Source organism: Mycobacterium sp. E2733, assembly GCF_001667585.1.
In the GTDB taxonomy this organism is placed as follows: Bacteria; Actinomycetota; Actinomycetes; order Mycobacteriales; family Mycobacteriaceae; genus Mycobacterium.
Genome location: NZ_LZJZ01000140.1, coordinates 93,564 through 106,183 on the forward strand (window position 1 = coordinate 93,564; position 12,620 = coordinate 106,183).

The window sequence follows — 12,620 nt, forward strand, 5'->3', positions numbered from 1 at the left end:
GATCGCCGCGGCGATCTGTCGAAAGGCCAACCTTGACCACAACGTATCCAGAACCTGCTGTCTCGGCTGCTTCGAACGTTTATCAGCCACAAGACGATTCCCGAATGCTGGTAGATGTGATGCATGAAAGTTCGCTCATTCCGGGACGACGCGTTCTCGACCTGTGTACGGGTAGCGGGTTCGTCGCGATCGCGGCCGCGAAGATGGGCGGCGCCGACGTCACGGCCTTCGACATCTGCTCGCACGCCGTGGGCAGTTCTCGCGGCAACGCGGCCGCCTCGGGTGTGACCGTCGATATCCGCAAGGGCACGTGGAGCGACGCCCTCGACTGCGCGCCGTTCGACGTGGTCGTGTCGAACCCGCCGTACGTGCCGACACCGCCGCACGGCGACACGGAGCCGATCATTCCGAGCGCGGGGCCATCGTGGGCCTGGAACGCCGGCCCGGATGGCCGGATGGTGCTGGATCCGTTGTGCGAAGCGGCGCCGAAGTTGCTGTGCGACGGTGGATCTCTCCTGCTCGTGCACTCCGCGCTCGCCGGTGTCCAGCAATCACTGGATTCGCTGAAGTGGGCCGGCATGGACGCGAAAGTCGTTGCTTCGAAATGGATTCCGTTCGGTCCGGTGATGACGGCGCGGGCGAAGTGGCTGGAGAGCGTCGGCCTGATACCCCGCGGACGCCGGGAAGAGGAGTTGATCGTGATCCGGGCGGACAAGCGGTGACCACCACCCGAGTCCAGGTGGTTGCGGGCGGGCCGGTGCTCGTCTCCGGCCCGGTGCGCATCGAGATGCCCAACGGGGAAGTCGTCGAGTCCGACCGGTTCATGGTGGCCATCTGCACCTGCCGGCGCAGCGAGAAGTATCCCTTGTGCGACACCAGCCATCGCAGGTGCCGGAATCTGGCCCGCCGGACGTCTAGTCCAGCGCCCTCCGCAACGACGTCCGACCCTGCTGCCACGACGCCATAACCGCGTCGGCCAACCGGTTTTCGACCGCGGCGTGCGCGCGGATCCCGAACACGATGTCGCGATCGAGGTGCGGCTCCCGCTCGACGAGGTCCCCGACCACGTCGATGCGCACCACGTGCTCGTGCACGGCGTCCGCCTCGACGTGCTCGGCGTAGAACTCGACGCACGGCGAAGGCGCCCCCATCCGCTGCAGGGCCTGCACCATCCGCCGGGACCCGGGCGGGGAGGTGATCTCCGTCGATGCGAAATGCCCTATCGCGGCGCCACGCAACTCGCGGTGCAGCCCGAACAGCGACATCAGGTTGACCGCCGCCAGCGCTTCGGCGTGAACGGCGTCCACGTACGCCAGATACGTCGTGTCCAGATTCGCGGCCGCCATCAGGTCTGCAAAAAGCTGCTGGTGCAGCCGGGGGCCCTGCCCGGCGCCGTACTCATCGAATTCGATTGCCACGAAAGCGGCTTTCGCGATGCCCAGCAGCCGCGGGATCGCCCATGCGTGCGGATCGCCCTCTTTGAGGTGATACACCGACCGGTGGACGAAGTATTCGCGCATCTGCTGCCACGTGCCGGTGTCGCGCAGGTAGTACGACGGACCGGTGCCGTCGACCGGTTCGACCGAGATGGCGTCCATCTCGGCGGCGGCGGTCTGATCCGGTGCGATGGACCCCACGTCGCGGCGCACGCCGGCCAGGAAAACGCGTTCGAGCTCGCCGCGCAGGGCCAGCAGCGCCGGATTCCATTCCCAGCCGGGGTCCACGCCGGCGAAGCCCCGGTAGTGCAGCTCGTAGCACATGCACAGCGCCAGCTGGAGATCCAGGCCGTAGGGATCCGAATCGCGCACCGATGCGCCGATGCGGGTCAGGTGGTCATGCGACGGTGGTCCGGTCAGGGCGCGACGGACGGCGGTGGACAGCGGCCCGTGTGCCGCCGGCAGGGCGGGTTCGGTGGTGATCGATGCGCGGGTCACGCCCACGACTACCCGCAATCCAGGCGCCACAAACGGTGTGGCGTCACCCCTGGCCGCCGTCAGCGGGCAGGCGGAAGGTGATGTTCGCGGTCGTGCCGGTGGTGGTGTAGTCGAGTTCCGTCGCGCTGCTGAGCGCGCGCATCAGCACCAGTCCCCGCCCACCGTTGCCGGGGTTGACCTCTGGAGTCTTCCATGAGCCCTGGTCGGCGATCCGGGCGCGGAGTTCGCCGTCCGCGAGTTCGACGTCGAGCACCATCATCCCCAGCGGCTGTCCGGAGTACGCGTGCTCGACGCAGTTCGTGCACGCCTCGTTGATCACCAACACGATGTCGGCGGCCAATTCGTCCGGCACCTCGGCGGCGCGTAGCCATTCGGCCAGGCGATGCCGCATACCGACCAACTGTCCTGCGCTGGCCTCACTTTCGATCCGAAGCGGGGACTGTTGGTGCCGGTAGATCACCATCGCCACATCGTCGTCATATCCCGCCGGGGGCGCCAGCTCACGCAGGACCGCGTCGGCGACAGAATCCAACGGCAACGTCGTCGTCTTGGCCAGAACCGCTGCGGCGCGGTTCATTCCGTCATCAATCGACTCATGTTTGCGCTCGACCAGCCCGTCGGTGAACAGCATCAGGGTGGAGCCGGCCGGCAACACGCGGCTGGTCTGCGGGCGGGGTTCCGTGCGGCGGACCGCGAGCGGCACCGACGCGGCATCGGTCAACATCACCGTCGTGCCGGGCTCGGAGCCGACGAGCACGGCGGGCATGTGGCCGGCGTTGCTGTATTGCAGGACACCGGATTCGGTGTCGAGGATCGCCAGGAAGACGGTGGTGCAGTACGCGTTCGGGATGAGCGATGCCGCCGAGTCGAGTTGCTCGAGCAACAGCGCGGGCTCGGCCCCGTTGATCAACAGCGCTCGCGCCGAGCTGCGTAGCTGGCCCATGACCGCGGCGGCCGGCAGCCCGCGGCCCACGCAGTCACCGACGACGATGCCGATGCGATGATCGCCGATCGGCAGCACGTCGTACCAGTCGCCGCCGATTTCCAGGGGCGGCACCGCCGGCTCGTATCGCACGGCGAAGCCCGGGGGTGGCTCCAGCGTCGGCAGCAGGGCGCGCTGCAACGTCAGCGATGTCTCGCGGGCGCTCTCGAATTGGCGGACATGCTGCATGGCCAGGCTGAGGTGACCGATGAGGACCGTGATCAGCAGCCGGTCTTCGGCGCTGACCCAGCGCGGCGAGCGGAGCTCGAGCCACAATGCCAGGTCGCCCGCGCCGGAAAGCACGGCCACCAATCCCTGTGCCTTGCCGGGATTTTCGGGTCGCTCGACCGTTCTTGCGGTCAACGGCAGCTGATGGCGCGCATTCTCGAAGGTCTGCCGCAACCATGGATCCAGCCTGCGCCACGAGGTTTCGGACTGTTCGCCCGCCACCTGGACAGTCGGTTCCCCCTCGCCGGCCGGCCAGGAGATCGCGATCACCCGTTGCACGTCGATCGCCGCGGTGCACTCGGTGAGGGTGATGGACAGCAGCTCGTCCACGCTCTTGGCCACCGCCACCGCCGTCGCCAGGCGCAGCACCGCGCTTTCCCGTGCGGCGAAGGCCCGTTCGGCGGTGATGTCCCGGATCGTTCCCACGAACACGTCCTGGTCGCTGCCACTGCCCTGGACCGCGTTGATGCTCACCGTCACCCACACCAGGTGCCCGTCGCGATGGCGGATCGGCGTCTCGTATGCGGTGCTGCCGATGCTGCGGACCAGCGCCTGCTGCTGGGTGGCGCCCTGTTGGTCGACCAGCCACGGGTGCGGCCACCGGTAGGGCAGGCCCTCGGCGGGATAGCCGAGGATTTCGATCAGGGCGTTGTTCATCTCGATCACCGAGCCCTCGTGGTCGGCGACGAAGAAGCCCTCCTGCAACGAATTGACCAGCGCGGTGCGGAATTTGTCGCGGTCGGCCAAGCCCTCGGCGCGGGCCCGCTCGCGCGCGTAGCGCCGGTTGCCGTCCAGGAAGCCGCGCGTGGCGATGTCGAGCGGGACCAGCATCTGCAACAGGAATTCCAGCGCGACCGGCGCGTCGATGCGGATGTCCTTGGTCAGTCCGAGGATCAGCTGGACGTGGCGCTCGATGATGGCCAGCAGACTGACCTCGTCCTGCAGGGCCCGCCGCCCGAGCTCGTACGCGACGGCCAGGCTGTCCTCGTCACGCGCCTCCAGGTAGGTGCGCAAGGCGGTCGCGTACTGGGCGTGGAAGTCGTCGTCGTTCATGTCGAGGCCCCCCGGTGCCGGGCGGCCAGCACCATGGCGTCATCGGTTTCCTTCGCGTCCTTGCCCAGGAGTTCTTCCGCGATGGCGACGGCGGGAGCCGCAAAGTCGATGTGGTCGAGGTAATGTTCGGCGATTCCGTCGGTGCTCATCACGAGCAGATCGCCGGGGCGCATCGAAACAACCTGCGCCGGCCTGATTTCCGGTATGCGGTAGCCGACGATGCCCGCGGTCAGCCGCGCACTGGATCGAACTTGGACACCGGTCGGGGACTTGGCCACCAGGTCGGCGGTGACGTTGCCGACGCCCGCCCAGGTAAGCGTGTTGGCGGCGAAGTCCACCCTTGCCAACGTCATCGCCACTCCTCTGGTGCCCTCCAGCACACGATGGCACAGCTGGATCAAGACTTCGAGCCGCTCCGAGCTGGAGCGTTTGACCGCTTCGATGGCGCGCAGCGCGGCGGTTGAGGCGTCTGGACCGTGGCCGAGGCCGTCCACCACGCCGAACAGCGCGGCATCGCGGTTGAGGTCGATTGCGAGCCCCCGATCGCCCGAGACGTACTCGCTGGGCAGGGGGCGACCCGCCCTTGCCCACTCGATCGGACCGAACCGGCCGTTATCACGCATCGGGCGGGACCCATTTCCACATCTCGACGACCGTCCCCCGGCCGAGCGCGGACTCCACGAGCAACCTGTCCATCAACCGGCGGGAGCCCGGCAGGCCCATCCCCAATCCGCGGCCGGTGGAATACCCGTCCTCCATCGCCCTCTCGATGTCGGCGATGCCCGGCCCCTGATCCTCGGCGCGCACCACCAGCGCCTTGCGGCCGTCGCGGTCGGCCACGAAGACCCGGACGGCGCCGCGGCCGGCGTAGCTGGTGATGTTCCGCGCGATCTCGGAGATCGCCGTCGCGATCATCGTGACGTCGGTGAGGGAGAATCCCAGATCGAGTGCGAGTTGGTGTCCGGCTTTGCGAGCTTCGACGATGTCGTCGGAATTGTCGATGGCGACGACGATATCAGTCGTCACCATCGCGCCCGATCGTCGGTTTCCGCTGCGCCAGTTGACGATTCAGCAGGGCGAGGCCCTCTTCGAGGTCCAGCGCCGTGTTCATGTCGTCGAACGCCAAACCCAGCTGGACCATTGCGAAGGCCACCTCCGGCTGCAGGCCGACGATCACCGTGTCCGCGCCGCGGAGCCGGGTCATGTGCGCAATTGTCCGCAGCGACCGGGCGGCGAACGAGTCCATCACGTCGATTGCGGTGACGTCGACGATGATGCCCTGCGCGCGGAACCGGCTGACCCGCTCCATGAGGTCATAGCGGAGCCGCTCGGCATCGGAGTCGCTGAGCGCGGCCTGGACCGAGGCGATGAGGATCGCACCCTGTTTCAGGATCGGTACGGGCATGGCGCGCTCGGGTTCCTCGGGGCTATCCCGGCTGCTCGCCGGTGCGAGTGACCTCGTAGCCCAGCAGGCGTTCGGCTTCCTCGATGCCGCCCTGCAGGTCGCCGACGGCGTTCATCTTCGACAGGTCCAACCCGATGGTCACCAGCGTCAGGGCGATTTCGGAGGACAGGCCGGTGATGATGACGCTGGCGCCCATCAGCCCAGAGGCGTCGACGGTTTGCACCAGGTGGTTGGCCACCGTGGAGTCGATGGTCGGCACACCGGTGATGTCGATGACCACCACTTTCGCGCGGTTCGCGCGGATGGCTCTCAGCAGCTGCTCGGTGACCTGGCGGGCGCGCTGGGAGTCGAGCACACCGATGATGGGCAGAATCAGCAGCTGTTCGCGCACCTGCAGCACCGGCGTTGACAGCTCGCGGATCGCCTCCTGCTGCTGGCGGATGATGCGCTCGCGTTCCTGCACGAAGCTGACCGCCACGGTGTTGGCGATGCGGTTGGCCGCCGGTTCGTAGGCGTCCAGGACCCGGTTTAGCATCTCGAATTCGGTCTGGTACTTCTCGAACAACGAGCGCGCCAGCACGTCACGCAGCAACAACACGATGCCGACGACCTCGTCGGTTTCCACGCCCCGCGGAATGATGCGCTCGGACAGGTCGCGCGCGTAGGCCTGCAGCGCCTCGACGCTACCGGTCTCGAGCACCTCCACGTAGTTGTCGTAGACGGCGGTCGCCTCGGAGAACAGCTCCTCCGGCGTCATCGCGGTGAGCAGCTCGGCCTCGGTGATCCTGCGCGCCCATTCCTCGCGCAGCACGGTTCGGTTCTGCCGCAGGTGCTGGACGAGCTGGGGCAGCAGGCCCTCGCTGGAAATGCTGACCGCGGTGGCGCCCGCGCTGCTGAACTCCGCCGGCGAATCTGACATGTTGCCTCCCGGGTGCCGGTCCGCGCGCCGCTGTGTGCAGGCTCGATTTGCGAGACTAGCCTGGGTTGTCGCGGGGCGGGTGTTGAGGGCATATTCTTCTCGCAGTTCGCAACGCAGGCTAGGCTTGCACCACACCCGAAGCCCAGGACAAAGGATCGCCATTGTCAGCTCCTGATTCGATTACCACGTTGGTCGAGGACCATGATGGGGTGTCCGTGGTCAGCGTCAGCGGCGAAATCGATTTGGTCACGGCGCCGGCCCTGGAACAGGCCATCGGCGCGGTTGTCGCGGAGAGCCCGACGGCACTGGTCATCGATCTCTCGGCGGTGGAATTCCTCGGTTCGGTGGGGCTGAAGATCCTGGCGGCGACATACGAGAAGCTGGGCAGGTCGACGGGGTTCGGGGTGGTCGCGCGCGGCCCGGCGACCAGGCGGCCGATTCACCTGACCGGCCTGGACAAAACGTTCCCGCTGTACCCGACGCTGGACGACGCCTTGACCGCGGTGCGGGACGACAACGTCAACCGCTAATCGCCGTTGCGCGGCGGTATAGCCGTGGTTGCGCGACAACGTTTTTGGCGAATTGCCGGCGTATCATGCGATAGCGGTCGCAAATTGGCGGCCCCCGAAATCAATTCACGTGGCGAATGCGGATAACGAATTCCGCGGCCCTCCGGCGTGAAACGGTACTGGCGCATGCGACTGGTGCGATGATCGACGCCTATGGACGTCGATAATCCGCAAGACGACCAGCGGTGGGACAGCCACCAGCGTGGCGAAACCGAAATCCAACGGCTGGACCGCAATTGGAACAGCCTGCTGCAGGAGCTGCGCGTGGTGCAGACCGGTGTGCAGCTGCTCACCGGTTTCCTGCTGACGCTGCCGTTTCAGCAACGTTTCGACGTTCTGGCCCCGCTCCTGCGCGACGCCTATCTCGCGACCGTGGGGTGCTCGGTGGGTGCAACAGTGCTGCTGATCGCTCCCGTGGGCATGCACCGGATGCTCTTCCGGCGCCATCGCCTACAGGTGCTGGTGTCCGCAGCGCACCGCTGCGCGTACGCCGGGCTGGCGCTGCTCGGCCTCGCCCTGACCGGGGTGACGATCATCGTGTTCGCCGCCGTGGCCGGGCGCAGCCCGGCCCTGATCGCGGGAGCGTGTGCGCTGACGCTGTTTACGTTCTTCTGGTGGCTGCTACCGGTGCTGCTGCGCACCCGCGGCATGTAGGGCGAGTTCGGCGATGCGGGTCGAATCCAGATGATCGAGCAGGTCCTGCGGGTCGGCGAAGATCGGCGACGAGCCCGCCGCCTGCAGTTCCTCGCGGGCAATGCCGCCGCTGAGCAGGCCGATGCAGGGCAATCCGGCGCCCGCAGCGGCGTGTGCGTCCCACACGGCGTCCCCGACGAACACGGCCCGGTCGGCATCGACGCCGGCCCGGTCCAGGGCGACCTGCACGATGCCGGGTTCGGGTTTCGCCGTGTCGACGTCGCGTGACGAAGTCGTTGCGGAGATGATGTCGTCGCAGTCGAGGACCTTGCGCAGGATCTCCAGCTCGTCGTCGGGTGCCGAGGTGGCCAGCACCACCTGCAGACCGAGCTCGGCGACGCGGCGCAGCAGGGCGCGGGCACCGGGCAACGGCGCGAGCAGCGGGGTGCTCTCCCGGTAGTAGCGGCTGTGCCCGTCGCTCAGCCGCTCCTGGACCTCGTCCGGGGCGTCATTGGACAGCGTTCGCACCAGCGTGGAGCCGTCCATACCGATGCACCGGTGAATCTGCCAGGCGGCCACGGGCAGGCCCTCGGCGTCGAAGGCGCGTAGCCACGCGTGTACGTGCAGATAGTTGGAGTCGACCAGGCTTCCGTCGACGTCGAACAGAACGGCGGGTTTCATCTGGGCGGCATACCCAGGCCGGGGCCGGCTGACACCAGCGCGCTGTCTCGTTTGGGTTCGGGGACGGCGGGTAACCGCGGAGCGTGACCCGCAAATCGGTTGCGGCTCCTCAGCCGCCGGATGGCCGGGTTGGGCGGCGGCCCGATCGGCGAACCGTACGCCGCACGAATCACCGTGATACACAGACTTTTTCACGAGGAGCGACGTTGGATTACCACAAAGTCGACCCGGTAGACCATCAGCGCACCGCCCGTCAGCACGCCGGCGAAACCGTCACGTACGGCGCGAACGCGCCCGGTCTGGCCGGCGCGGCCGTCGCGGTCGTCGCACTGATCGTGGGTTTGTTCGCGCTGGCGACCCGGCACTTCGCGTCGGGCTTGACGGCCGTGATCCTGGCCGCCGCGCTCGGCGCGGCGAGCGCGGTGTGGTTGGTGCGCACGCATCGACGGGTGCGCGACGCCGAACTCGCTTGGCACGCCGCGAATTCCGGTGAGCCCGCCCCGCCGCCGACCAGTTGACGGCTGTGAGCTAACGGACATCGGCCGGGGTAAACCCGCCCGCCCAGAGGTTTAATCGCGGCGGGGACCGGGTAAAAGCCGATCATGGTCGCGCCCGTTTCGTTACGAGCAGCAAACTACTCGGCCGAGTACGAGCGCGATTTCCCCCTGCTCGGCCTCGCGGCCGTGGCTGTCTGGGCCGTCAGTCTGGCGATCGGGCTGTTCGAGCTGTTGGTCGGGCACGAGGGGGTGGCGATCGTCGCGCTGATCGTGTCGGTCGTCGCGCCGTGGCTGGGCCTGGCCCTCGCGCATTACCCCGCGATTGCCAGGCAGCTGAGGCGGCTCAATGGCCGGCGACGTGATTTTTTCGGCCCGGTCGGTGTAACTCGCGCCTGAATGGGGTACTGCCTGCGCCACGGGTGAGTACAGGAAAGTGCGTCAACCCGGCTCATCAGCAGGAAGGAACTGCCATGCCGACCTCAAGCGACTATGACGCACGCCGGGTCTCCGACATGGAAACTCAGGACAAGTCCCCGATACGCGAATTAGCACCGACCTTGCAGGGAGTCGCCACCGCGGTGGTGGACGACGATCCGAACGACGCGCACTTCTTCGAGCTTCCCGGCGCCGACCTGTCGGGCGAAGAGCTGTCGGTGACGGTGATTCCCCAGCGGCCCGACGAGTTCACGTGCTCGAGCTGTTTTCTGGTGCAGCATCGCAGCCGGTTGCACAGCTCGAATGGGGGCATGTCCATCTGCGCCGACTGCGCCTAGCACCGCCGGCGGGCTGAATCGTTGGCGCACAACCGATTCAGGCCTGCGCCCATTCGCGGTGACAGACCGCGCAACGCCGGGTGACGATAGCCCAGTCCGGTTCGCCCTTGACGGGCTCGCGGATCAGGTGCGCGGATGAGTCGCCACAGCCGGGGCAGGCGCAGATGGCGCGGTAGGGCTCGACGGCCTGGTCTTCCATCAGCCGCAGGTTTTCCGCCCGGGAGAACGGCACGATCGCCAACGACTCGGGACGGGGGGCGGGGTGCGGATTGTCGAACCACAACAGGCCGCAGGTGACGGTGGCCACCGCCGTGAAGATGGCCAGGATCATCGTCGGGATGTCCCACGGCCAGTTCGGCGGGATGGGGGTGACCACGAGCACCACCAGGACGGCGGAGATCAGCGCCCCGATGATGGTGCCTGGTTTGGCGAAGCGGTAGCCGCCGACGTTCAGCGCTTCCCACGCCTGGATCTCCTGCTGCCGCCGGGCGACCTCCGCCAGGGTGGGGTGACCGGGGCGCTGCACCGGCGCCGCGGAATCAGCAAATTGGGTGACCGGTGGGCCGACCCCGCGCGGCTCACCCTGCCCGGGCGGCGGGCTTACCAGCGCCATGCGGGCCGAGCTTAATGGCAAAGCCGCAACGCCGCAGCGTCACAACCGGGCGGTCGGCTGTCATGCCAGCTAACACAACTGGGTCGGGGTGGCGGGATTTGAACCCACGGCCTCTTCGTCCCGAACGAAGCGCGCTACCAAGCTGCGCCACACCCCGCCTGAAGCTCCGACAGCCTATCGCACCCGCCCGTCGGCTGGCCAAACCGCGGTGTGGCGGCTCACTGCCACCGGCAGGAGCGCTCGAATTCCACCAGCGCCTCGGCGGGGCCGCGCGGATCGAGTCCCTGCGCGCTGACCCACTCGTCGCTGAAGTAGGTGTCGTGGTAGCGGTCGCCGCTGTCGGCGAGCAGCGTGACCACCGAACCGCTGCGCCCTTCCGCGACCAGCTCGGCGAGCAAGCCGAAGGCGCCCCACACGTTGGTGCCCGTCGACGGCCCCACGCGGCGCCCCAGGACGGCGCTGACGTGGCGGGCGGCCGCGATGGACGCCGCGTCGGGCACCGCCACCATGCGGTCGACCACGCCGGGCAAAAACGACGGCTCGACCCGCGGCCGGCCGATGCCCTCGATACGAGACGAGGTGGGCACCACTGAGTCGTCCAGGTCGTCCCCACCTTGGGCGTAGGCGGGAAAGAACGCGGAGTTCTCCGGGTCGACGACGCACAACCGGGTCGCGTGCCGCCGGTAGCGGATGTAGCGGCCGATCGTCGCGCTGGTGCCGCCGGTGCCCGCGCCGACCACGATCCATTCCGGGATGGGATGGGTCTCCTCGGCCATCTGCTCGAAGATCGACTCGGCGATGTTGTTGTTGCCCCGCCAGTCGGTGGCGCGTTCGGCGTTGGTGAACTGGTCCAGGTAATGCCCGCCGGTGTCGCGGGCGACGCGCTCGGCCTCGGCGTACACCTCAGCAGAGTTCTGCACGAAATGGCAACGGCCGCCTTGGGCTTCGATCAGCGCCACCTTGGCCGAGCTGGTGGACGCCGGCATCACGGCGATGAACGGCAAGCCCAGCAGGGCCGCGAAGTATGCCTCCGACACCGCCGTCGAACCCGACGAGGCCTCGACCACCGTGGTGCCCTCGTCGATCCACCCGTTGCACAGCGCATACAGGAACAAGGAGCGGGCCAGCCGGTGCTTGAGGCTGCCGGTGATGTGCGTGGTCTCGTCTTTGAGGTACAGCGCCACCCGAGCGCCCGGGCCGTCCGCACTCCATGCCGTCGGCAGCGGGTAGCGCAACAGGTGCGTGTCGGCGCTGCGGCGGGCGTCGGCGTGGATCAGCCGGACCGCGTTGTCCGTCCAGCACCGCGAGCGGCTGCGGACCGCGATCCGGGTCCGGTCGGTCAACGCACCGAAACTGTTGGCTGCGAACGGCTTAGGTCACTGGCCGAATCGCGACCGCCCATCGGGGTGGCGATCAGCGTCAGCAGGGTGGCCTCGGGCCTGCAGCAGAACCGCACCGGCGCGAACGGGGAGGTGCCGATGCCGGCGGAGACGTGCAGCTGCATGTTCGCGCCCCACCGGGACGGTCCCTTCGCCCTGGTCCGGTCCAGGCCGCAGTTGGTCACCAGGGCGCCGTAGAGCGGCAGGCAGACCTGGCCGCCGTGGGTGTGCCCGGCCATCATGAGTTGGTAGCCATCGGCGGCGAAGCGGTCCAGCACCCGCGGCTCGGGGGAATGGGTCAGCCCGAGTCGCAGGTTCGCCGCCGGGCTGGCCGGGCCCGCGATCGTGTCGTAGCGGTCGCGGTCGATGTGCGGGTCGTCGACGCCTGCGGCGGCGATGTGCAGGCCGGCCACCTCGAACTCGCGCCGCGTGTGGGTGAGGTCGAGCCAGCCGCGCTCGGTGAAGGCCGCCCGCAGGTCCTGCCAGGGCAGCGGCTCACCGCGAACCCGGTGCGACGGGTTGGTCAGATAGTTCAGCGGGTTCTTCAGGCGCGGCCCGAAGTAGTCGTTGCTGCCGAACACGAAGACACCCGGCCGTGACAGCAGGTCCCCGAGGGCCTGCACCACCGCGGGCACCGCCTTGGGGTGGGCCAGGTTGTCGCCGGTGTTGACCACCAGGTCGGGTTCCCAGTTGCTCAGCTCGCGCAGCCAAGCCTGTTTGCGGCGCTGGTTGGGCAGCATGTGCAGATCGCTGATGTGCAGCACCCGCAGCGGCGTGGAGCCGGGCGCCAAGACGGGCATGGTTATCTCGCGCAGGACGAAGGCGTTGCGCTCGACGACGGCGGCGTAACCGATGCCGGCGACGGCCGAGCCGAGTGCGACCGCGCCGGCGCGTATCAGCGTGGGCAAAACATCAGCCATGCTGGCAGCCTACTGCCGGTTGCGCTTTGGCAAC

The 12,620-nt window shown here is 68.0% G+C and carries 17 protein-coding genes and 1 tRNA gene; 7 read left to right on the plus strand and 11 right to left on the minus strand.

All coding sequences use genetic code 11. The annotated features are described in order from the left end of the window. Positions 1-32: 32 nt before the first annotated feature. Together A5678_RS25990 and A5678_RS26855 are read left to right on the plus strand one after the other, a co-directional pair. On the plus strand, positions 33-722 hold the full coding sequence (locus tag A5678_RS25990; protein WP_068049084.1) for a HemK2/MTQ2 family protein methyltransferase: 690 nt from the start codon (positions 33-35) through the stop codon (positions 720-722). Next, positions 719-967 carry a CDGSH iron-sulfur domain-containing protein gene (locus A5678_RS26855; protein ID WP_082945752.1) on the plus strand — a complete coding sequence of 83 codons (249 nt, stop codon included), beginning with the start codon at positions 719-721 and terminating at the stop codon, positions 965-967. The genes A5678_RS25990 and A5678_RS26855 overlap by 4 nt, the downstream gene beginning before the upstream one ends. Here A5678_RS26855 and A5678_RS25995 read toward each other — a convergent pair. Genes A5678_RS25995 through A5678_RS26020 form a run of 6 tightly spaced genes read right to left on the minus strand, consistent with a single transcriptional unit; the run spans position 915 to position 6,521 of the window. Next, positions 915-1,934 (minus strand): iron-containing redox enzyme family protein, encoded by a 1,020-nt coding sequence (locus tag A5678_RS25995; RefSeq protein WP_068049205.1) that lies wholly within the window; start codon positions 1,932-1,934, stop codon positions 915-917. The two genes, A5678_RS26855 and A5678_RS25995, sit on opposite strands and share 53 nt — an antisense overlap. 43 nt (positions 1,935-1,977) lie before the next feature. After that, on the minus strand, positions 1,978-4,197 hold the full coding sequence (locus A5678_RS26000; protein ID WP_068049087.1) for a SpoIIE family protein phosphatase: 2,220 nt from the start codon (positions 4,195-4,197) through the stop codon (positions 1,978-1,980). Next, entirely contained in the window at positions 4,194-4,820 is a 627-nt protein-coding gene (locus A5678_RS26005; protein WP_068049090.1) for a SpoIIE family protein phosphatase, read from the minus strand. Before A5678_RS26005 ends, A5678_RS26000 begins: the two co-directional genes overlap by 4 nt. Beyond that, a complete protein-coding gene (locus tag A5678_RS26010) occupies positions 4,813-5,223 on the minus strand; it encodes an anti-sigma regulatory factor (protein ID WP_156747095.1) in 411 nt (136 codons plus the stop codon). Before A5678_RS26010 ends, A5678_RS26005 begins: the two co-directional genes overlap by 8 nt. Continuing rightward, positions 5,213-5,602 (minus strand): STAS domain-containing protein, encoded by a 390-nt coding sequence (locus A5678_RS26015; RefSeq protein ID WP_068049096.1) that lies wholly within the window; start codon positions 5,600-5,602, stop codon positions 5,213-5,215. The genes A5678_RS26010 and A5678_RS26015 overlap by 11 nt, the downstream gene beginning before the upstream one ends. 22 nt (positions 5,603-5,624) lie before the next feature. Further along, complete coding sequence (locus A5678_RS26020) at positions 5,625-6,521, minus strand: STAS domain-containing protein (RefSeq protein ID WP_068049098.1); 897 nt, start codon at positions 6,519-6,521, stop codon at positions 5,625-5,627. A gap of 161 nt (positions 6,522-6,682) precedes the next feature. Here A5678_RS26020 and A5678_RS26025 point away from each other — a divergent pair, with 161 nt between their 5' ends. Further along, complete coding sequence (locus tag A5678_RS26025) at positions 6,683-7,051, plus strand: STAS domain-containing protein (RefSeq protein WP_231983773.1); 369 nt, start codon at positions 6,683-6,685, stop codon at positions 7,049-7,051. Positions 7,052-7,243: 192 nt separating this feature from the next. Beyond that, positions 7,244-7,744 carry a DUF6328 family protein gene (locus A5678_RS26030; protein WP_068049103.1) on the plus strand — a complete coding sequence of 167 codons (501 nt, stop codon included), beginning with the start codon at positions 7,244-7,246 and terminating at the stop codon, positions 7,742-7,744. On the opposite strand, the gene A5678_RS26035 is transcribed toward A5678_RS26030, so the two are convergent. After that, positions 7,712-8,404, minus strand: a complete 693-nt coding sequence (locus A5678_RS26035; protein ID WP_068049105.1) for an HAD family hydrolase — start codon at positions 8,402-8,404, stop codon at positions 7,712-7,714. The two genes, A5678_RS26030 and A5678_RS26035, sit on opposite strands and share 33 nt — an antisense overlap. A 206-nt stretch (positions 8,405-8,610) precedes the next feature. Here A5678_RS26035 and A5678_RS26040 point away from each other — a divergent pair, with 206 nt between their 5' ends. The 3 genes from A5678_RS26040 (at position 8,611) to A5678_RS26050 (ending at position 9,674) form a co-directional block, all read left to right on the plus strand. Then, a complete protein-coding gene (locus A5678_RS26040; protein ID WP_068049108.1) occupies positions 8,611-8,922 on the plus strand; it encodes a hypothetical protein in 312 nt (103 codons plus the stop codon). Positions 8,923-9,006: 84 nt separating this feature from the next. After that, the gene (locus tag A5678_RS26045; RefSeq protein ID WP_082945753.1) at positions 9,007-9,297 is read left to right on the plus strand and encodes a hypothetical protein; all 291 of its coding nucleotides are present in this window, start codon (positions 9,007-9,009) and stop codon (positions 9,295-9,297) included. A gap of 74 nt (positions 9,298-9,371) precedes the next feature. After that, positions 9,372-9,674: a DUF4193 domain-containing protein gene (locus tag A5678_RS26050; protein WP_068049112.1), complete on the plus strand. Its 303-nt coding sequence runs from the start codon at positions 9,372-9,374 to the stop codon at positions 9,672-9,674. Positions 9,675-9,711: 37 nt separating this feature from the next. Here the strand turns inward: A5678_RS26050 and A5678_RS26055 are convergent, their stop codons facing one another. The 4 genes from A5678_RS26055 to A5678_RS26070 form a co-directional block, all read right to left on the minus strand. Continuing rightward, a complete protein-coding gene (locus A5678_RS26055) occupies positions 9,712-10,287 on the minus strand; it encodes a hypothetical protein (RefSeq protein ID WP_068049115.1) in 576 nt (191 codons plus the stop codon). 83 nt (positions 10,288-10,370) lie between these two features. Further along, a tRNA-Pro gene (locus tag A5678_RS26060) sits at positions 10,371-10,444 on the minus strand. Positions 10,445-10,505: 61 nt separating this feature from the next. Further along, positions 10,506-11,630, minus strand: coding sequence for a PLP-dependent cysteine synthase family protein (locus tag A5678_RS26065; RefSeq protein ID WP_068049117.1), 1,125 nt, complete (start codon positions 11,628-11,630; stop codon positions 10,506-10,508). After that, positions 11,627-12,586, minus strand: coding sequence for a metallophosphoesterase (locus A5678_RS26070; RefSeq protein WP_068049120.1), 960 nt, complete (start codon positions 12,584-12,586; stop codon positions 11,627-11,629). Before A5678_RS26070 ends, A5678_RS26065 begins: the two co-directional genes overlap by 4 nt. Between the last annotated feature and the right edge of the window lie 34 nt (positions 12,587-12,620).